Origin of the sequence: Embleya sp. NPDC056575 (genome assembly GCF_042793325.1) — a bacterium.
Classification (GTDB): Bacteria; Actinomycetota; Actinomycetes; order Streptomycetales; family Streptomycetaceae; genus Embleya.
This window is the reverse complement of the sequence record NZ_JBHTVA010000072.1, coordinates 12,881-31,441: the sequence shown is the minus strand read 5'-3', so window position 1 is coordinate 31,441 and position 18,561 is coordinate 12,881. Positions and strand designations below refer to the sequence as shown.

At 72.8% G+C, this 18,561-nt stretch carries 17 protein-coding genes; 6 read left to right on the top strand and 11 right to left on the bottom strand.

The window, feature by feature from the left end:
- Window positions 1–44: 44 nt before the first annotated feature.
- The 8 genes from ACFRCG_RS38925 to ACFRCG_RS38890 form a co-directional block, all read right to left on the bottom strand.
- Window positions 45–842: a ferredoxin reductase gene (locus ACFRCG_RS38925; RefSeq protein WP_380040435.1), complete on the bottom strand. Its 798-nt coding sequence runs from the start codon at window positions 840–842 to the stop codon at window positions 45–47.
- A complete protein-coding gene (locus ACFRCG_RS38920) occupies window positions 835–1,449 on the bottom strand; it encodes a sulfite oxidase-like oxidoreductase (RefSeq protein WP_380040433.1) in 615 nt (204 codons plus the stop codon). Before ACFRCG_RS38920 ends, ACFRCG_RS38925 begins: the two co-directional genes overlap by 8 nt.
- 14 nt (window positions 1,450–1,463) lie before the next feature.
- Window positions 1,464–2,801, bottom strand: a complete 1,338-nt coding sequence (locus ACFRCG_RS38915; protein WP_380040431.1) for an amidohydrolase family protein — start codon at window positions 2,799–2,801, stop codon at window positions 1,464–1,466.
- Entirely contained in the window at window positions 2,798–3,577 is a 780-nt protein-coding gene (locus ACFRCG_RS38910; protein ID WP_380040429.1) for a nucleoside phosphorylase, read from the bottom strand. The genes ACFRCG_RS38915 and ACFRCG_RS38910 overlap by 4 nt, the downstream gene beginning before the upstream one ends.
- Complete coding sequence (locus tag ACFRCG_RS38905; RefSeq protein ID WP_379998671.1) at window positions 3,574–4,542, bottom strand: ABC transporter permease; 969 nt, start codon at window positions 4,540–4,542, stop codon at window positions 3,574–3,576. Before ACFRCG_RS38905 ends, ACFRCG_RS38910 begins: the two co-directional genes overlap by 4 nt.
- A gap of 2 nt (window positions 4,543–4,544) precedes the next feature.
- A complete protein-coding gene (locus tag ACFRCG_RS38900; protein ID WP_380040427.1) occupies window positions 4,545–5,756 on the bottom strand; it encodes an ABC transporter permease in 1,212 nt (403 codons plus the stop codon).
- 13 nt (window positions 5,757–5,769) lie between these two features.
- On the bottom strand, window positions 5,770–7,380 hold the full coding sequence (locus ACFRCG_RS38895) for an ABC transporter ATP-binding protein (RefSeq protein WP_380040425.1): 1,611 nt from the start codon (window positions 7,378–7,380) through the stop codon (window positions 5,770–5,772).
- A gap of 96 nt (window positions 7,381–7,476) precedes the next feature.
- Window positions 7,477–8,553: a BMP family ABC transporter substrate-binding protein gene (locus ACFRCG_RS38890; protein WP_380040423.1), complete on the bottom strand. Its 1,077-nt coding sequence runs from the start codon at window positions 8,551–8,553 to the stop codon at window positions 7,477–7,479.
- Between the two features lie 661 nt (window positions 8,554–9,214).
- On the opposite strand from ACFRCG_RS38890, the gene mtnA reads away from it, so the two are divergent.
- Window positions 9,215–10,210: an S-methyl-5-thioribose-1-phosphate isomerase gene (mtnA, locus tag ACFRCG_RS38885; RefSeq protein WP_380040420.1), complete on the top strand. Its 996-nt coding sequence runs from the start codon at window positions 9,215–9,217 to the stop codon at window positions 10,208–10,210.
- Window positions 10,211–10,406: 196 nt separating this feature from the next.
- Window positions 10,407–11,051 (top strand): methylthioribulose 1-phosphate dehydratase, encoded by a 645-nt coding sequence (gene mtnB / locus ACFRCG_RS38880; RefSeq protein WP_380040418.1) that lies wholly within the window; start codon window positions 10,407–10,409, stop codon window positions 11,049–11,051.
- A gap of 114 nt (window positions 11,052–11,165) precedes the next feature.
- Here mtnB and ACFRCG_RS38875 read toward each other — a convergent pair whose 3' ends face one another.
- Complete coding sequence (locus ACFRCG_RS38875; RefSeq protein ID WP_380040416.1) at window positions 11,166–12,149, bottom strand: LysR family transcriptional regulator; 984 nt, start codon at window positions 12,147–12,149, stop codon at window positions 11,166–11,168.
- A gap of 273 nt (window positions 12,150–12,422) precedes the next feature.
- Here ACFRCG_RS38875 and snpA point away from each other — a divergent pair, with 273 nt between their 5' ends.
- The 3 genes from snpA (at window position 12,423) to ACFRCG_RS38860 (ending at window position 14,178) form a co-directional block, all read left to right on the top strand.
- Window positions 12,423–13,085, top strand: a complete 663-nt coding sequence (gene snpA / locus ACFRCG_RS38870; protein ID WP_380040414.1) for a snapalysin — start codon at window positions 12,423–12,425, stop codon at window positions 13,083–13,085.
- Window positions 13,086–13,247: 162 nt separating this feature from the next.
- Window positions 13,248–13,649 carry an NTP pyrophosphohydrolase gene (locus ACFRCG_RS38865; RefSeq protein WP_380040412.1) on the top strand — a complete coding sequence of 134 codons (402 nt, stop codon included), beginning with the start codon at window positions 13,248–13,250 and terminating at the stop codon, window positions 13,647–13,649.
- A 73-nt stretch (window positions 13,650–13,722) separates the two neighbouring features.
- Complete coding sequence (locus ACFRCG_RS38860) at window positions 13,723–14,178, top strand: hypothetical protein (RefSeq protein WP_380040410.1); 456 nt, start codon at window positions 13,723–13,725, stop codon at window positions 14,176–14,178.
- 7 nt (window positions 14,179–14,185) lie between these two features.
- Here the strand turns inward: ACFRCG_RS38860 and ACFRCG_RS38855 are convergent, their stop codons facing one another.
- Window positions 14,186–15,061, bottom strand: a complete 876-nt coding sequence (locus ACFRCG_RS38855; RefSeq protein ID WP_380040408.1) for a helix-turn-helix domain-containing protein — start codon at window positions 15,059–15,061, stop codon at window positions 14,186–14,188.
- A 388-nt stretch (window positions 15,062–15,449) separates the two neighbouring features.
- Between ACFRCG_RS38855 and thpR the strand changes: the two genes are divergently transcribed.
- A complete protein-coding gene (gene thpR, locus ACFRCG_RS38850; protein WP_380040406.1) occupies window positions 15,450–16,037 on the top strand; it encodes an RNA 2',3'-cyclic phosphodiesterase in 588 nt (195 codons plus the stop codon).
- Between the two features lie 155 nt (window positions 16,038–16,192).
- Here thpR and ACFRCG_RS38845 read toward each other — a convergent pair whose 3' ends face one another.
- Entirely contained in the window at window positions 16,193–18,412 is a 2,220-nt protein-coding gene (locus tag ACFRCG_RS38845; RefSeq protein WP_380040403.1) for an NADP-dependent isocitrate dehydrogenase, read from the bottom strand.
- Window positions 18,413–18,561 lie beyond the last annotated feature (149 nt).

Genomic DNA, 18,561 nt, shown 5'->3' with positions numbered 1-18,561 from the left:
CACGAACTCCCGTGCCACCGGCCGCCCTTCGGCGAAAACAGGACTCAGCCGAAGCGCTCCACCCGGATCCGGGTGGTCGGTACGCCGGCTGCGGTGAGCAGTCGGCCCGCGTGTTCGGCGAATCCGGTCGAACCGCAGACGAAGACCTCGTAGCGCTCGTCCGCGACGGCCGCCGCCGCGTGTGGGGCGAGCGTGGCCGGGGCGAGCCGGCCCACCGGATGCGGATACCCGGGCGGCGCCGCGCGGCTGTACAGGACGGTGTGCTCCTCGCCCGGCAGCGGCGCCAACTCCGCCGCGTACAAGAGGTCTTGCGGCGTGCGGGCGCACGCGACCAGGCGCAGCGGCACGGTCAGCGCGCGGCGGCGCCGGTGGCGCACCATGGCCATCAGCGGGACCAGCCCCGACCCGCCCGCCACAAGGAGCACCGGCCGATCGCCCGGCCACGCGAAGAACCCGCCCAGTGGGCCGCGTACCTCCAACGCGTCGCCGGGCCGGGCCACGTCGTGCACGAAGCCGGACACCTCGCCGCCCGGCATGCGGTCGACGGTGAACTCGATGTGTCCCTCGTCGTCCGGCGCGGAGGCGACCGAGTAGTGCCGCTGCGCGGTGTAGCCGTCGGCGGCGGTCAACCGCAACATGTAGTGCTGGCCCGCCACATGCGCGTTCCACACCGGCAGCGCCAGGCGCACGGTCACCGCGTTGGGCGTCTCGCGCCGTACCTCGACCACGGTCGCGCGCTGCCAGTCCACGGCGCCGCGCAGGCTCGGCGCGGCCCGGCCGGGGGCGGCGAAGGCGGGGATCGGCGCGAGGTTCACCGGGCCCGCCTGGGTCGACTCAGTCACCGGAGTAGCGCTCCTCTGCCCACGGGTCGCCGCGATGGTGGTAGCCGTTGACCTCCCAAAAGCCCGGCTCGTCGTGGTCCAGCAGGCGCAGGCCCGCGATCCACTTGACGCTCTTCCAGAAGTACAGGTGCGGCACCAGCAGCCGCGCCGGCCCGCCGTGCGCCGGGGTCAGCGGCTCGCCCTCGAAGTCGAAGGCGATCCAGGCCCGGCCGCCGGTCAGGTCGGCGAGGGCGAGGTTGGTGGTGTAGCCGGTGTGCGAGAAGGCCACCGCGTGGGTGGCGCCGGCGCGCGGTCCGGCCGCGGCCAGGAACACGTCCAGCGATACGCCGGTGAAGTCGGTGCTCAGCTTCGACCAGGAGGTGACGCAGTGGATCGGGCCGTCGTACCTCTCCCGAGGCAGTGCGCGGGCCTGGTCCCAACTCCACGAGCGCGGCCGGTCGACCAGCCCGTCGATCCGGAACGACCAGTCGGCCGGCGCCAGTTCGGGAGTGACCTCGGCGGAGAGCACCGGGAAGTCGTGGCGCGCGTCGTACTGCCCCGGAGGCAGCCGCGGATCGCGCTCGGCGGCGGTGTGCCGGCCGACGAAGCCACGCGTGGTGGAACCCATGTCGCTTTCTCCCCTCACGTCGTTGGACCAGGACGGGCACCGGGGCCGCCGGCCCGCTCCCGCAGCATCCCCGCGAGCGCCTCGACCTCCTCGATCGCCGCGCCCTCGTCGATCGTAAGCAACCGCCGGTCGCGCAGCACGATCCGGCCGTCGATCACCGTGTCCCGCACGTCGGCGGGCCCGGCCGCGTAGGCGAGCATCGACCACGGGTCGTGCCGGGGCGTCAGATGTGGCCGGTTCAGGTCGAGCACCACCAGGTCGGCCGCCTTGCCCACCTCGATCGACCCGGTCAGCGCGCCGATCCCGATCGCCCGCGCGCCGTCGACGGTGGCCATCCGTACCGCCGTGCGCGCCCCGACCACGGTCGGGTCGGGCGCCCCGGAGCCGACCCGGTGCAGCGTCGCCGCCGCGCGGATCGGGCCGAACAGGTCGAGCGCGTTGGCGCTGACCGCGCCGTCCGTACCCAACCCCACCGGCACGCCGGCCGCCAGCAGTTCGGGCAGTCTGGCCACCCCGGAGGCCAGTTTGAGGTTGGACACCGGGCAGTGCGCGACACCCGCGCCGGAGTCGGCGATCAACCCGATCTCCTCGTCGGTGAGGTGCACCGCGTGCGCGAGCAGCGTGCCAGGGCCCAGCAGCCCGAGATGGTGCAGGAGTTCCACCGGTCGCCGACCGTGACGCCGCCGTACGGTCTGTGCCTCGGCCGCGTTCTCCGCCGCGTGGATGTGCAGCAACGCGCCGTGTTCGCGGGCCAGTTCGGCCACCGCGAGAAGCCGGTCCGGGTCGAGCGTGTAGGTACTGTGCGGCGTCACGCAGCGGATCGCCGTCCGGGCCAGCAACTCCGGTGCGAGGCGCAGCCGGGCCGCGAAGTCGAGCCCGTCGGGCGGCCCCGGCACATCCATGAACGTCGGCCCCGTCACCAGCCGAAAGCCCGCGTCGGCGGCGGCCTCCAACCCGGCCTCGGGAAACCAGTACATGTCCATCGCCGTGGTCACGCCCGCCCGGATCGACTCGGCCAGCGCCAACCGCACCGCGGCGCGCACCACCTCGGCGGACAACACCGCGCTCTCGGCGGCGACCAACCGGTCCAGGAACACCTGGAGATCGACGTCGTCGGCCGTACCCCGAAACAGCGTCATCGCCGCATGGGAGTGCGCGTTGACCAGCCCCGGCAACACCAGGCACCCGTGCGCGTCCAGGGTCGGCGCACCCGGGAACCGCGCCCCCACCTCGGCCGCCGGCCCCACCGCGACGATCCGCCGGTCGGCGATCGCCACCGCCCCGTCGGGCACGTACGTATCGGCCGCGTCGGCGGTGAGCACCGCGCCGCCGGTGACGAGCAGATCGATCACGCGCCGTCCGCCGCCTCGTCCTCGGCCAGCCGGTACAGCGCGTCCAACGCCACCACCACGCCCCGCTCGACGCCCTCGGCCACCACCGTGCGATGCGGGTCGTAGGTCGACGCGCCCGACTCGTCGACCAGGTCGTCGGCCGCGATGCCGTCCACGACCAGCACCCCGCCGGCCCGGTGCCCGCCCAGCGCGGCCCAGACCAGCAGCGCCGACAACTCCATCTCGATCGCCAGCACGCCCGCCGCCTGATACGGCTTCATCGGCAGTTCCAACACTCCCGGCATGAACGCCGCGCGGGTCCACACCGTGCCCCGGTGGTGCGGCGCGGCGTGCGCGCGGGCCGCGCCCTGGAGCGCGAGCACCACCTCCGGCGTGGCGGACGCCGGGAACTCGGCGGGAACCAACTGCTGGGTGACCCCGTCGTCGCGCACCGCGCCGGTGGCTATCACCAGGTCCCCGTCGTGCACCCCACGCGCCATCGCGCCCGCCGTGCCGAGCCGGACGAAGGTGCGCACCCCCGCCTCGGCCAACTCGCCGAACAGGCACACCGCGCCGGGGCCGCCCACGCCGTGCGAGGACACCACCACGGGCAGCCCGCGCCAGGTGCCCGCGTAGCTGACGTACTCCCGGTTGGCGCCGATCCGCCGCGCGCCGTCGAGGCGTTCGGCGACCAGCGCGGCACGCGCCGGGTCGCCGACCACGAGTGCGTGCGCGGGCAGCCCGCTGCTGGGGATCCGGGTGATCGGCAACACGGCGGGGCGGGTGGTGGTGGTCATGAGGGCGACTCCGTGGTGGTGCGCGCGATGCGGCGTGGACGGGGGATGCGGCCGGTGAGCCGGCCCGGCGGCGCGCCGCCGCGCCGGCCGCGCGAACGGGTGGCCAGGAACAGCGCGACCAGGGTCATCACGTAGGGCGCGGCGTCGGCGGCCTGCTGGGGCATGCCCTCGCCCTGGAGCCGGAAGCCGATCGCCTCGACGAGCCCGAACAGGATGCCGGCGAGCAGTACCCCGACCGGCAGCGCCCGACCGAGCATCACCGCGACCACGGCGATCCAGCCGCGACCGGCGGTCATGTTCTCCGAGAACAGGGTCACGTTGCCCAACGCGAGCTGCGCGCCCGCGAGTCCGCACAGCGCGCCCGAGGTCAGGATCGCCGCGTAGCGGTAGCGGGCCACGCTCACCCCGAGCGACTGGGCCGCCTCCGGGGCCTCGCCGACGCCGCGCAGCCGCACACCCCACGGGTGCCGGGACAGCAGGACCGCGATCACCACGACCGCGACCCAGGACAGGTACACCAGCGGCGAGTGGCCGGACAACGCCGGACCGACGAAGGGCACCGACTCCAGGCCGGGGATGTCCACCGGTTGCAGGCCCTTGAGGTCCGGGTCGCCGAAGGTGCCCTGCTTGCCGAAGACGGTCCGCAGGAGGAAGCCGGTCAGACCGACCGCGAGCAGGTTCAGCGCGATGCACAACACCACCGCGTCGGCCCCGAGAGTGACCGCGCCGATGGCGAGCAGCAGCGAGAAGACCATCGCGGCCAGGACCGCGGAGATCACCCCGATCCACACGCTGCCGCCGAACCAGCTGCCGGTGACGGCGGCGAAGCAGCCGATCAGCATGGTGCCTTCGAGGGACACGTTGAACACGCCCGCGCGTTCGCACAGCGCGCCGCCGAGGGCGGCGAACAGGATCGGGGTGAGCGCGCGCAGGGCGGAGAAAATCAGTTCGGCGTCGAAGGACATGGTCACTTACCTCCGTCGCCGCGCGCGGAGGCGGGCACGTTCGGGTCGGGATCAGGCGGCGATACCGGCGGCGATACCGTCGCGAGTGGTCCGGGATCGGCCCCTCGCCCGAATCGGCGCAACCACCCACCCTTGCGGAACACCCCGCCGCGCACGGCCAGGAAGATGATCACCACGGCCTGGAGCACCGAGGTCAACTGCTGTGGCACGGCGGTCTCCTGCTCCATGCCGAAGCCGCCGATGGTCAGCGCGCTGAAGAAGAACCCGGCCGCGACCGTGCCCAGCGGGGACGCGGCGGCCAGTAGCGCGGCGAGCAGCCCGGTCCAGGTGTAGCCGGGCGTGGTCAGCGAGCCGTCGACCAGCCGGTACGGGAAGCCGAGTACGGCGATCGCGCCGACCAGCCCGGCCAGCGACCCGGAGGCGAACATCAGCCGCAGGGTCAGCCGGGCCCGGTCCACCCCGGCGTAGCCGGCGAAGCGCGCACCCAGACCGGTCATCCGCACCTCGTAGCCGGCCGCGGTGCGGTGGTCGACCACGAAGTAGACGAGCGCGGCCAGCCCGATCAGCACGATGCCCACGCTGACCCCGGTGCCCGCGCCGGACCCGGCGGCGAACTCGGGCAGCTTGACGCCCTCGGGCAGCCGATCGGTCTGCGGGATTCCCGAGCCCTTCTGGAGCAGCGGGAAGCGCACCATGTAGGACACGAACGACATCGCCGGGTAGCTCAGCAGCAGGCTGCTGACCAGGAGCGGAACACCGCACCGCGTCTCCAGGACGGCGGCCAGCGCGGCCCACAGGCCGCCCGCGAGCATGCCCGCGAGCAGGGCCAGGACCACGGTGATCGCGCTGGGGAAGGGGGAGTACAGGCCGACCGCGACGGCGGCCAGGCCGCCCAGGACGAGTTGGCCGTCGCCGCCGAGGTTGACCAGGCCCGCGCGCAGCGGGATGGCCAGTGCCAGGGCCAGGCCGACGATCGGGATGCTCTCGCCGAGCGTGTCGCCGATGCCCTCGGAGCCGAACGCCCCGGTGAAAACCGCGCGATAGGCGGTGACCGGGTCGGCGCCGGTGCCGGCCAGGATGATCGCGCCGAGCAGCAGCGCGGCCACGATGGACGCGGTGACCGGGGACAGCACCGCGCCGCGCAGGCGCAGGGCCGCGTACCGGGCCGGTCCGGGGGCGTGCTCTATGGCCGTACCGGCCTTGATGGCAGTCATGTCTGATAACCCGTCAGGCCAGGTGGGCGGAGGTCGGTGCGGGGTCGGGATCGGGGCCCTGGTCGGCGTCCGCGGTCGCCTCGATCGTGCCGCCCGCCATGGCCAGGCCGATCCGGTGCGGATCGGCCTCGGCGCGCGGGAGTTCGGCGACGACGCGGCCCTCGTACATGACCAGGACCCGGTCGGCCAGTGCCAGGATCTCGCTCAGCTCGGCGGAGACGAGCAGTACGCCGTGACCGGCGTCGCGATACTCCACCAGGCGCGCGTGGATGTTCTCGATCGAGCCGATGTCCACACCCCGGGTGGGCTGTTCGACCAGGAGCAGCGGCGCGTCGTGGGTGATCTCCCGACCCAGGATGGCCTTTTGCTGGTTGCCGCCGGACAGCGTGCCGATGGTCACCGCGGGGGAGGCGGCCTTGACCCCGAAACGTTCGATCACCCGCGTCGCGTGCTCGCGGATCGCGCTCCGGCGCAGGAAGCCGCCGCGTGTGACGAGCGGCGCGGTGCGGTGGAAGCCCATCGCCAGGTTGTCCGCCAGCGAGGCGTCGCGCGCGGCGCCGACCGTGGCCCGGTCCTCGGGGACGTAGGCCAGACCGGCCGCCCGTCGCCGCTGTACCGAGGCGCCGCTCACGTCCCGACCGGCCACCAGCACCCGCCCCTCGGCGGCGGGCCGCAACCCGGCCAGCGCCTCGACCAGTTCGCTCTGCCCGTTGCCCGCCACGCCGGCCACGCCGACGATCTCGCCGGCTCGTACGGTCAGCGACACGTCCTCGACCAGGGGCTTGGCGCCGCGCCCGGCCGACACGGTGAGCCCGCGCACCTCCAGCACATCGGCGGCGGGGGTGCCGGCCGGGTGGGTGCGATCCAGGTCGATCCGCCGGCCCGTCATGGCCAGCGCGATCTCGGCCGGTGTGGTCTCGGCGGTGGCCAGGCGGGCGGTGACCCGGCCGTCGCGCAGCACGGTGACCCGGTCGGCGACCGCCATCACCTCGCCCAGCTTGTGGGTGACGAGCAACACGGTGCGCCCGGAGCGGGCCAGGCCGCGGATCACCTCCAGAAGGCGATCGGCCTCGGCGGGGGTGAGTACGGCGGTGGGCTCGTCCAGGATCAGCACGCGCGCGTCGCGGTAGAGCAGCTTGAGAATCTCCACCCGCTGCTGCACGCCGACCGGCAGGTCCGCGACGCGCGCGTCGGGCGGTACGCGCAGGCCGTGCGTCTCGACCAGTTCGGCGACCCGGGCCCGGGCGGCGGCCCGGTCGACCAGGCCGCGGCGGGTCGGCTCGCTGCCGTAGACCACGTTCTCGGTGACGGTCAGGGACGGGAAGAGCTTGAACCCCTGGTGCACCATGCCCAGTCCGGCCGCGATCGCCTGGACCGGCGAGCCGAAGGAGTGTTCGGCGCCGCGCAGCAGGATGTGGCCCGCGTCCGGGCGTTGCAGGCCGTACAGGATCGACATCAGGGTCGACTTGCCCGCGCCGTTCTCGCCCATGACGGCGTGGATCTCGCCGGTCTCCACCCGCAGATCGACCCGGTCGTTGGCCAGTACGCCGGGGAAGCGCCGGACGATGCCGCGCATCTCGACCTCGGCGAGGTCACCGGAGGCGGCGGCGTGCTGATCGGTCATCGGGCGTCTCTCCGGTGGAAAGGGGGCGGTGGGACGGGCGTCGGCCGGGGTCGGCGCGCGGTGGGTGCCGCGCCCCGACCCCGGCTCGCGAACTCGCTACTTGGCCGCGGCCGGGTCGGCCACGGTGATCGTGCCCGCCACGATCTGGTCGCGCAGGACCTGGACGGTCTTGATCACCTCGGGACGCTGGGCGATCAGGCACTGCGAGGTCTCCACGCCGCTCTCCAGGCCGGTGAGGGTGATGCCGCCCTCCTTGACGCCGTAGGAGGTGACGCCGCCGGGCTTGCCGCCGACGATCTGCTCGACACCCTTGTCCACCGCGACGTCGGTGCGCTTGATCACGTTGTCCACGACCGTGCCGGGTGCCGCCGAGCACTGGTTGACGTCCACGCCGAACGCCTGGAGGCCGGCCGACTTGGCCGCGTTGAACACGCCGAGGTTGCCCGCGGCGGAGGCGGCGCCCATCACCTGGTCGACGTCCTTGGCCTTGAGCGACGCGGTCTGCTCGCCGGCGCGGGCCGGGTCGTTGAAGGGCTTTTGGCCGCCGACGAACAGCTGGGTGAAGGAGCTTGCCGGGTTGGTCTGCTTGGCACCCGCGCCGAACGGGTCGGAGAAGCGGCGGATCTGCGGGCTGTCCAGCGCGACCACCGCGCCGACCTTGCCGCTCTTGGTCAGCAGGCCCGCCTCGGCGCCGGCGAGGAAGGTGCCCTCGTGCTCGCGGAAGGTGGCGCAGGTGATGTTCGGGTACGGCTTGGTGGTGCACGAGTCCACGAACAGGAACTGCTGCTTCGGGTTGGCCTCGGCCTGCTGGGCCAGCACGTCGGCGAACTCGAAGCCGACCGCCACCACGACGGCGGGCTTTTGCCGGACCGCGGCCTCGACGTTCTGCTGGATCGCGCTGGTGTCCTTGCTTTCCAGGACGGTCGCGGTGCCGCCGGCCTTCTTGGCCGCGTTCTGCGCGCCGGTGGCGGCCAGCTTCAGGAAGTCGTTGACGCCGATCGGCTCCGGGGTGACCAGCACCACGTTCTTGCCGGCGCCGCCGCCGGTGCCGCCGGCGGCCGGGGTGTCGCCCTTGTCCTTGTCGGCGGAGGCGTTGCAGGCGGTGGCGGCCAGCGCGGTGCCGACGAGGAGACCGGCCACGGCGAGGCGGTGGCGGAAGGTGTTGCGGTACATGAGCGTCCTTGGGAGGAGTGTCGACGCCGGCGGTGCGGTGTGTGGCGTCGGTGGTTCGGGGACGGAGACCTCGCGATCCCGGAGTCGGGTCTCGGGGTCCCGCAGCTGTGGGAGCTGTCGGAGCGGCGGCCGGTGCGGCGCGGTCGGTGCGGATTTGCCGGTGCGGGACGACCGGTCAGTACCAGCGCCGACAACAGCGGTCGGTGCGGCGCGCACCGGCGTCGAGGACGCCGCGCTCGTCGAGCGAAAGGGGCGGACGGTGACACGCCATGGAGCGGCCGCGGCACTCGATGCGTACGTTGTCGCAACGCCACGTTTCGGCCACAGCCGGCTCCTTTCCGATCGAACCAGACACGCTCGAAGGTCGATGTGATGATCACATGTGACTGGTTTCGGGGGGAGGTTAGCACCCTCACCAGGCACTTCTCTCACTTGTTCAGGATGTGGACAGATTGTCCATGATGTGGCCGATGGGTGGGCGTGGGGGTACGCGTGTTCGTCCCGCACGGCGGGTGCGGGTCCGCCGGGCGCGGGGCGGCGACGTAGCATCCGTGGTGCCGGACCGTGCGGTTGCCGCGTCCGCCGCCGCACCGCGGCCTGCCGTCGGACCGGTGTTCGCGCCGCCCGCGGCGCTTGTTCACCCGCCCGGAAAGGACCCCCGATGGCCTCCGAGATACGCTCGCTCGCCTGGCACGACACCGGCCTGCGGCTGCTCGACCAGACCGCGCTGCCGCAGCGGATCGTGTACCTCGACGTCACCGAGGTGGACACGTTGATCGACGCGATCCGCCGACTCGCGGTGCGCGGCGCGCCGGCGCTCGGCGCGGCGGGCGCCTACGGCGTCGCGGTGGCGATGCGGCAGGGTGAGCGGGAGGGGTGGGACGCGGCGCGACTGGCCGCGGAGATCGGGCGGATCCGGGACGCCAGGCCGACCGCGGTCAATCTGGCCGGCGGCGTGGACCGGGTGTTGCCGTTCGCGGCCGAGGGCGTGGACGCGGTGCTCGCCGAGGCGGACGCGGTGGTCCGGGAGGACGTCGAGGCCAATCACGCGATCGGCCGGCACGGCGCCGACTGGATTCTGTCCCGGGTCGGGCGTCGACCGCTGCGGGTACTCACCCACTGCAACACCGGCTCGCTGGCCACCGCCGGATGGGGGACCGCGCTGGGCATCGTGCGCGAACTGCACGCGCGCGGCGTGGTGGAGGTCGTGTACGTCGACGAGACCCGGCCGCTGCTTCAGGGATCCCGGTTGACCGCCTGGGAGTTGGCCCAGGAGGGCATCGCGCATCTGGTCCAGCCGGACGGCGCGGCGGCGAGCACGATCCTGCGCGGGTTGGTGGACGTCGCGGTGATCGGGGCGGACCGGATCGCGGCCAACGGCGACACCGCGAACAAGATCGGGTCCGTGGGCGTGGCACTGGCCTGCGCCGACGCGGGGATCCCGTTCGTGGTCGCGGCGCCGCTGACCACCTTCGACGAAGCGACGGCGCACGGGGACGAGATCACCATCGAGGAGCGGCCCGAGTCGGAGGTGTTGGAGGTCGCCGGCGTGCGCGTCGCACCGGCCGAATCGCGCGCGTTCAACCCGGCGTTCGACGTCACGCCGGCGCGGCTGGTCAGCGTGATCGTGAACGAGACGGGGGTGCGGGAGTACTGAGCCCGGCCCCGGCGGTCGATCCGCGCCGGTCGACGACGGTGCGGCCATCCGTTTCGCGCGGCTCGCTCCATCCACATCCGTCCCGATCCGGGGCCGTCCCGCCCCGGGTGCGAGGATGGCTCGTCGGTCCCGGTCCGAGATCCGGGCCGCTGCCCACCCATCGCAGCCTCGTGAACGACACAGTGAGGAACCTCCCATGACGACCCCCGACGCCGGAATCCCCGCCTCGGTCTCGGATCCCGTCCACGCCGCCGGGGCCATCCTCGCCCGAGAGGCCGCGCGTTTCGCCGGGCTCGGTTGGATGCGCGGCACCTCCGGCAACCTGTCCGTGGTGCTCTCCCGCGACCCGCTGCGGCTCGCGGTCACCGCCTCCGGCCTGGACAAGGGCGAACTGGCGATGGACGACCTGGTCGTGGTGGACGCCGCCGGCGAACCGGTCCCCGAGGCGGCGAGCACCCCGCCGCGCAGGCCGTCCGCCGAGGCCGGCCTGCACGCCCGCGTGGTCGCGCTGACCGGGGCGGGCGCGGTCTTCCACGTACACACCCTGGCCGCGGTGCGCGCGGGCAGGCGCTGGCCCGCCGGGATCGAAATGCGCGACATGGAAATGCTCAAGGGCATCGGCCGTTCCGCGCACGACGAGACGGTCACCATCCCGGTGATCGCCAACAGCCAGGACATGACCGAACTCGGCGACCGCCTGGAAGCCGCCCTGGTCCCCGGCGTCCCCGCGGTCGTCGTCGCCTCGCACGGGCTGTACGTCTGGGGCGAGACCCCGATCCAGGCCCGCCACCACGTCGAGATCGTCGAGTGGCTCCTCGAATACCGCATCGCCGAGGGCTGAACCCCGACGTACACGGCCCGACGCGACCCCACCCGGACTTCGGAACCCGAATCCCGAAGTCCGGCACGCGTCCGGGCCACGCTCGCCGGCAGCCCACGGGGTCCCGGCCGGCCCTTACGTACGGCCGCGGGTCTGGCCGTCGTAGCGCAGGATCGGGCTGTCCTCGCGCAGCAGGCGTTGACGATAGGCGACGGCCAGCCAGGCGGCCTCGCGGTAGGCGGCCTCCAACTCGTGATACACCGTGTCGATCAACGCCGGCGCGGGGCCGTTCTCGGTGCGGAAGGCCAGGAACAGCCGTACCGCGAGCGGATCCCCGGCCAGCGGACGCACCGCCATGTCGGGGCGCGGACGCGAGGTGGGCTGGCACGGCGTGACCACCTCGCCGATCGCGACCAGGGAGGCCGCGGTCAGGTAATCCCCGTGCAGGATCCGGGGGTTGATGCCCGCTTCGGACAACACCTCGCGCAGGCCCTCCCATTCGCCGTCCACACTCGGATCGACCATCCACTGGTCGTCGGCCAGGTCGGCGAGTTTGACCTCCGGTTCGGTCACCGCCGGATGATCCGGCGACAGGGCGATGAACTGCGGTTCCCGCTCGACGAGTACGCGGCGGCGCATCCCGTCCGGAACGCGCAGCGGGAAGCCCTCGACCTCGTGCACGAACGCCACGTCGAGCTGGCCGGCGGCGACCATCCCGAGCAGCGTGCTCGCCGATACGTCCACCCGGAGATAGGTGTCGGTGGTGGGCAGGCGCAGCCGAAGTCGGCGCAACCAGTCGGCGATCACCCGGTTCGCGGTGCCGCCGATGCGCAGGTTCGGCCCGGCGGTGCGGACCGCCTCGGCCTGGGTGTCGATGACCAGCGCGCTCATCTCGGCCATGATGGGTCGGGCCCGGTGCAGCATCGTGAGGCCGAGGGGGGTGGGTCGGCTGCCGGTCCGGTCGCGCACGAACAGCGGGGCGCCCAGAGCGTTTTCGATGCGTCTGAGCTGGGCGGTCAACGAGGGTTGGGTCATGCCGAGCAACCTGGCCGCCGCGTGCAGGCTGCCGGTGTCGCCGATGGCACACAGTGCGCGGAGGTGCCTCACCTCGAGCTCCATGATGCGGAGGATAGGACGCTCCACCGAGGTCGTACCAGACACGTGTGCACGCGAGATCGGTCGCGGGCGGTGAATCCGCCGTAACACGATGCGTGGACGGCCGGTAACGGTGCGGGAACGCCGGGTGGTGCCGCGGGGGCGGTGCGGGAACGGTGCGCGAACGGCCGGTGATACGACCGTGCTATCGCCGGTTGTCATCATCCGGGCCGGACGGGGCGCCCATGAGACTCGTTTCCGCATCGAACTGGTCTTCGGCACCCAAGGAGCACCGCCATGTCCCCTGCGCGTCCCCGCACCTCCCGTAAGACCGTGATCACCGCCATCCTCGGCCTCGGCCTCGCGGCCGGAGTGATCGCCGCCCCCGCGGCGTCGGCCGGCCCCAGCGATGTGGCGGCCCCCCTCCGCCACTCCGCCAACTACTCCGGCAACGAGGATCAGGCGCAGAACCAGGCGTTCCTCGACGCGGTGATGCGGTCCGTGGCCGCCAAGCGCGCCGCCGCGCCGGGCGCCGCCGTGGTCACCGTCACCTACAGCTCGTCCAGTGCACCCACGTTCCGCACCCAGATAGCGCGTTCCGCGCAGATCTGGAACAGCTCGGTCACCAACGTCCGGCTCCAGGAGGGCAGCAACCCCGACTTCCGGTACTACGAGGGCAACGACTCGCGTGGTTCCTACGCGAGCACCGACGGCCACGGTCGGGGCTACATCTTCCTCGACTACCGGCAGAACCAGCAGTACAACTCGACCCGGGTCACCGCCCACGAGACCGGCCACGTGTTGGGTCTGCCGGACCATTACTCCGGGCCGTGCAGCGAACTGATGTCCGGTGGCGGCCCCGGCACGTCCTGCACCAACCCGAACCCGAACGCCCAGGAGCGCTCGCGCGTCGACGCCCTGTGGCGCAACGGCCTGGCGGCCTATTCCGCGAAGTTCTGACCCGGCTCGCGGCGCCCACCGGGCTCCTCCCCGGCTCCCTTCCCCTGGGCGTCGCGTCGTCCCCATAACCGGCACCCGATCGTCGTCGATGCGACGGTCGGGTGCCGTTCCATGGGCCCGGGGGTGGGGTTCGGGCGGTTGGTTCGGCGGGAGGATGGGGGGATGGAGAACCTGGTGCCGCTCGTGGTCGTGGATTCGGCGAATGTGGTGGGGGCCGTGCCGGACGGGTGGTGGCGGGATCGGGTGGGGGCCACCGAGCGATTGCGCGACGCGTTGGTGGAGGTGGCCTCGACGGGGGTGCCGGCCGGGGCGTCCGTGCCGGAGTGGGCTTGTGCGGGGCCGGTCGAGGTGGTGTTGGTCGTCGAGGGGGCGGCCGGTGGGGTCGTCGGGGTGGAGGGTGTGCGGGTCGTGCGGGCGCAGGGGAGCGGGGACGATCGGGTGGTCGACGTCGTCGCGGCCGCGCCGGGGCGTCGACGCCTCGTGGTGACCGCCGATCGGGGCCTTCGGGCGCGCGTAGCGGCCCTCGGGGCCGAGGTGGTCGGGCCCCGCACGGTGCGGCCGTAGGGTCGGCGCCGGATATTGTGGGGGGTGGTGGTTCGGGTGCCGCCTTGGACGTGGGTGAGTGGCGGAGGGCCGGATGACCACCAATCGGGTGCGTAAAGGTGTGATTCGGGGGCGGATGGCCGCCTCCGGGGAGTCGTATGTCGTGGCGGCGCGGCAGATGGCCGTGCCGCGTGCGGCCAAGGCTCCCGACGCACGGACCGCGGCGGCGTTGCGCACCCGCTACTGGGAGCCGGCCGAATCGTTCGATGTGCCCTGCCCCTGCGGGGGGACGTGTGCGCCCGGGGAACGGTGTACGCGCTGCCATGCGACCTTCCGGCACGTGGCCCGGGTGCCGGGCAGCCGGGTCGACGTGGAGGTGTGGCAGGACCGGTACGACTGCACCGGTTGCGCCAACACGTACTCGTTCGAGGTGACCCTGTCGGACCGGCCCTGGGGCGTGGTGCGGACCGTTCCGCAGCGGGGCGGGCGGGAGCCGATCGTGCGGGTCGAGGTGTTCGAGGGCGTCGACCACCCGGACCCGCCGCGCTGACGGCAGGTCAGCGTACGCGTTCCAGGCGGAAACGTTGGTCGGCGGCACCGGAGCAGGCGGCCTGCTCCGCCTCGGCCTTGACCGTGGTTTCGGCCGGGCCGCCGAGGATGCCCACACACAGGCCGCTGTGTACGGGGCTGATGCGGTAGACGCCGGGCTCGGCGGGCTGGGCGGGCTCGATCAGGAAACGTTCGTTGGCGGCGCGGGTGCACGGGCCGGGGCTGAGCAGCGCGCCGGGGGTCAGCATGGACTCGTCCACGCGCAGGCAGCCGACGCCCTTGACCGGGTGGCGCCATTCGATCTGGTACACGTCCCGGTTGAGCGAGGTCAGGTAGGTGTCCGGGACCAGGTTCGCGCACGGCATCTGGGCGGCGATGGGGCGATCCGTGCGGCCGTTGCGTTCGCGGCCCTCGCCCAGGCACAACGAGCCGTCCCGGATCTGGCCGGGCTTGATCAGGTAGTGGCCGTTGGGCAGACGACCGTGGTGGTCGTCGTCGCCGGCGCGGATCGCGACCACTATGGCGCCGGCCGTCACGACGCCCGTCGTGACGGCGGCGATCGCCCAGAGACGCCAACGGCGTCGGGCGGGCTTCGGGGCGATCGGCGGGTCGGCGGGGGGCGGCGGCTCGGCGTCGTCCGGGCGTTCGGCGATGCGGCCGGCCGCCAGGTCGTCGCGGACCTTGAGCCAGTGGGCGGTGGCCTCCGGGCCGAGGCCGCAGGCAGCGACGAGGGCCTCGACCAGATCCGCCCGGGGCAGCGTGGTGCGGCCGAGTGCGGCGGCGACCGTACTGGCCGGCAAAACCCGGCCGGACGCTTCGGCCTTGGCCGCCAACTGCCGATAGGTCAACGCCGACCACTCGCGTAACTCACGCAACAAGGCCACGTATTCGGCCGCCGTGGTAGCCGTGTCCGGCTGCGGAGCTCTGTCGTCACGCCCTGTCACAAGACCCCCGTCGGTTACGTCGGCACGTACTCACCGTCGCTGATGCGCGACCCATGGTGCCGGCAGTTCGACGGAGCGGCGAGCCCCAGAAAAGCGATATACCGGACGGTGTGCGTGGGCTCCGCGATCGGGCGGCCGGCCCCGGATCCCGTCCGGAACACGTTCGGGACGGGGGCGCCACCTGGCGGGACACGGGCTTCGATGTCCGGGACGGGTGCGGTCTCTTGCGCGGGGAGGGGTGCATTTCCTCCGAGCGGGAGCGGTGGATCGTGGGGCGATCGGTGGGCCGCCGCGCGGTGGGTCGGCAGGATGCGGTACGACATCCCCTGTGATCGACGAAGCCCCCACCGCGCCGCGGACCGTACGCCTGTTCGTGGCCCTCGCCCCGCCCGACGACGCCAAGGACGAACTGGCGCGCGCCCTGCGGCCGGTGCGTGCCGCGCATCCTCGGCTGCGCTGGAATCGCATCGAGGACTGGCACATCACGCTGGCCTTCCTCGGCGAGGTCGCGGTCGACGTGGTCGAGGCGCTGCGGCCGCCGCTCGCGGAGGTGGCCGTCGCGGCCGAGCCGCTCACCCTCGCGCTGCACGGCGCCGGGCAGTTCGACGAACGGGTGTTGTGGAGCGACGTACGCGGCGATCGGGACGCGCTGCACACGCTGGCCGACGCGGTCCGGGGCGTGGTGGCGGACTGTGGAATCCCGTTGGAGAACCGGCCGTTGCGGGCCCATCTGACCCTGGCCCGGGCCCGCCGGGACAACCTCGACGGCATCGCGGCGGCCGCCGCCGAACTCGCCGACTTCGCCGGACGGCCCTGGCCCGCCCGCACGTTGCACCTGGTGGCGAGCAACCAGGGTCGCGGACCCGGACCGATCCACTACCGCGACGTGGACGCCTGGCCACTGCCGACCCGATAGCGCCGACGCGGCCGGGCGCGGCCGGCCGGACCGCGCCACGCTCACACCCGGGGGTATCTCTTCGACGCGCTCGTTCGCCACCCGGTGACGGTGGGCCGAACCGACACCGCCCCGACCGGCGCGGGGCCGATCGGGGCGGTGCGGGTGCGAACGGGTCAGGCCAGCGTGGCGAGCGCGCTGTTGAAGGTCGCCGACGGGCGCATGACCGCCGACGCCTTGGCCGGGTCGGGGCGGTAGTAGCCGCCGATGTCGGCCGGCTTGCCCTGGACCGCGATCAGCTCGTCGACGATCGTCTGCTCCTGCTCGCGCAGCGTGTGCGCGAGCCCGGCGAACGCCTCGGCCAGCGCCGCGTCCTCGGTCTGCGCGGCCAGCTCCTGCGCCCAGTACAGGGCCAGGTAGAAGTGGCTGCCGCGGTTGTCGATGCCACCCAGGCGCCGGCTCGGCGACTTGTCGTTGTCGAGGAACGTACCGGTGGCCCGGTCCAGGGTGTCCGCCAGCACCTGGGCACGGGTGTTGCCCACCGACTGGGCCAGGTGCTCGAAGCTGACCGCGAGGGCCAGGAACTCGCCCAGGCTGTCCCAGCGCAGGTAGTTCTCCTTGACCAGCTGCTGTACGTGCTTGGGCGCGGAGCCGCCCGCGCCGGTCTCGAACAGGCCGCCGCCGTCCATCAGCGGGACCACCGAGAGCATCTTGGCGCTGGTGCCCAGCTCCAGGATCGGGAACAGGTCGGTCAGGTAGTCGCGCAGCACGTTGCCGGTGACCGAGATGGTGTCCTCGCCCCGACGGATGCGCTCCAGGGAGAACGCGGTCGCCTCGACCGGCGACAGGATCTCGATCCGCAGGCCCTCGGTGTCGTGCTCGGGCAGGTACCGCTTCACCTTGGCGATCAGGTTCGCGTCGTGCGCGCGGCCCTCGTCCAGCCAGAACACGGCCGGGGCGCCGGTGGCCCGGGCGCGCGAGACGGCGAGCTTGACCCAGTCCTTGATCGGCGCGTCCTTGGTCTGGCACATCCGGAAGATGTCGCCCGCGGACACGACCTGGGACAGCACCACGGTGCCGGCGCCGTCGACCACGCGCACCGTGCCGGCGGCGGGGACCTCGAAGGTCTTGTCGTGGCTGCCGTACTCCTCGGCCTTTTGCGCCATCAGACCGACGTTGGGCACCGAGCCCATGGTGGCCGGGTCGTAAGCGCCGTTGGCCTTGCAGTCGTCGATGACGACCTGGTACACGCCCGCGTAGCTGCTGTCCGGCAGCACCGCGAGGGTGTCCGCCTCCTTGCCGTCCGGGCCCCACATGTGCCCGGAGGTGCGGATCATGGCCGGCATCGAGGCGTCGACGATCACATCGCTGGGCACGTGCAGGTTGGTGATGCCGCGGTCCGAGTCGACCATCGCCAGTGCCGGACCGGCGGCCAGCTCGGCGTCGAAGGACTCGCGGATCTTCGCGCCGTCGGGCAGCGCGTCCAGGCCCTTGAGGATGGCGCCGAGGCCGTCGTTGGGGCTCAGGCCGGCCGCCGCGAGAGCCGCGCCGTGCTCGGCGAACGTCTGCGGGAAGAAGGCGCGGACCGCGTGGCCGAAGATGATCGGGTCGGAGACCTTCATCATGGTGGCCTTCAGGTGCACCGAGAGCAGCACGTCCTCGGCCTTGGCCTTGGCGACCTGGGCGGCCAGGAACTCGCGCAGCGGCGCGGCGCGCATCACCGACGCGTCCACCACCTCGCCCGCGAGCACCGGTACCGACTCGCGCAGCACGGTGGTGCCGCCGTCGTCGCCCACCAGCTCGATGCGCAGCGTGCCCGGCTCGGCGATCACGGCCGACTTCTCGGTGGACCGGAAGTCGTCGGCGCCCATGGTGGCGACGTCGGTCTTCGACTCGGCGGTCCAGGCGCCCATGCGGTGCGGGTGCGCCCGGACGTAGCTCTTCACGGACGCGGGGGCGCGGCGGTCCGAGTTGCCCTCGCGCAGGACCGGGTTGACCGCGCTGCCCAGGACCTTGCCGTAGCGGGCCCGGACGTCCTTGTCCTCGTCGGTCTTCGGGTCGTCCGGGTAGTCCGGGAGCGCGAAGCCCTGCTCGCGCAGCTCGGCGATGGCGGCCTTGAGCTGCGGGATCGAGGCGGAGATGTTGGGCAGCTTGATGATGTTGGCTTCCGGCGTCTTGGCCAGGTCGCCCAGCTCGGCGAGCGCGTCGTCGAGGCGCTGCTCGGCGGTCAGCCGCTCCGGGAAGTGGGCGATGATGCGCCCGGCCAGGGAGATGTCACGGGTCTCCACCTTGACCCCGGCCGTCGCCGCGTACGCCTGGATCACCGGCAGGAACGAATACGTCGCCAGCGCCGGGGCCTCGTCGGTGTGCGTATAGATGATGGTCGGGTCAGTCACAGGATGCTCCGCTCCATGTCCGCAACATTGCTCGACATCAAGATATCTTGCGACGGGTGATGGTGTGTCGCGGGCCCTGCCGGTCCCGGGACGCAACGTGGGTGCGGCGCGACATACCGCGACGATCGGCTGTACCGGGGCGGCCGGCC

Bases quoted from the DNA above. Each gene is read 5' to 3' on its own strand.
- ACFRCG_RS38920 (WP_380040433.1), bottom strand. From the start codon at position 1,449: ATGGGTTCCACCACGCGTGGCTTCGTCGGCCGGCACACCGCCGCCGAG.
- ACFRCG_RS38910 (WP_380040429.1), bottom strand. From the start codon at position 3,577: ATGACCACCACCACCCGCCCCGCCGTGTTGCCGATCACCCGGATCCCC.
- ACFRCG_RS38905 (WP_379998671.1), bottom strand. From the start codon at position 4,542: ATGTCCTTCGACGCCGAACTGATTTTCTCCGCCCTGCGCGCGCTCACC.
- ACFRCG_RS38900 (WP_380040427.1), bottom strand. From the start codon at position 5,756: ATGACTGCCATCAAGGCCGGTACGGCCATAGAGCACGCCCCCGGACCG.
- ACFRCG_RS38895 (WP_380040425.1), bottom strand. From the start codon at position 7,380: ATGACCGATCAGCACGCCGCCGCCTCCGGTGACCTCGCCGAGGTCGAG.
- ACFRCG_RS38890 (WP_380040423.1), bottom strand. From the start codon at position 8,553: ATGTACCGCAACACCTTCCGCCACCGCCTCGCCGTGGCCGGTCTCCTC.
- mtnA (WP_380040420.1), top strand. From the start codon at position 9,215: ATGGCCTCCGAGATACGCTCGCTCGCCTGGCACGACACCGGCCTGCGG.
- mtnB (WP_380040418.1), top strand. From the start codon at position 10,407: ATGACGACCCCCGACGCCGGAATCCCCGCCTCGGTCTCGGATCCCGTC.
- ACFRCG_RS38875 (WP_380040416.1), bottom strand. From the start codon at position 12,149: ATGGAGCTCGAGGTGAGGCACCTCCGCGCACTGTGTGCCATCGGCGAC.
- snpA (WP_380040414.1), top strand. From the start codon at position 12,423: ATGTCCCCTGCGCGTCCCCGCACCTCCCGTAAGACCGTGATCACCGCC.
- ACFRCG_RS38865 (WP_380040412.1), top strand. From the start codon at position 13,248: ATGGAGAACCTGGTGCCGCTCGTGGTCGTGGATTCGGCGAATGTGGTG.
- ACFRCG_RS38860 (WP_380040410.1), top strand. From the start codon at position 13,723: ATGACCACCAATCGGGTGCGTAAAGGTGTGATTCGGGGGCGGATGGCC.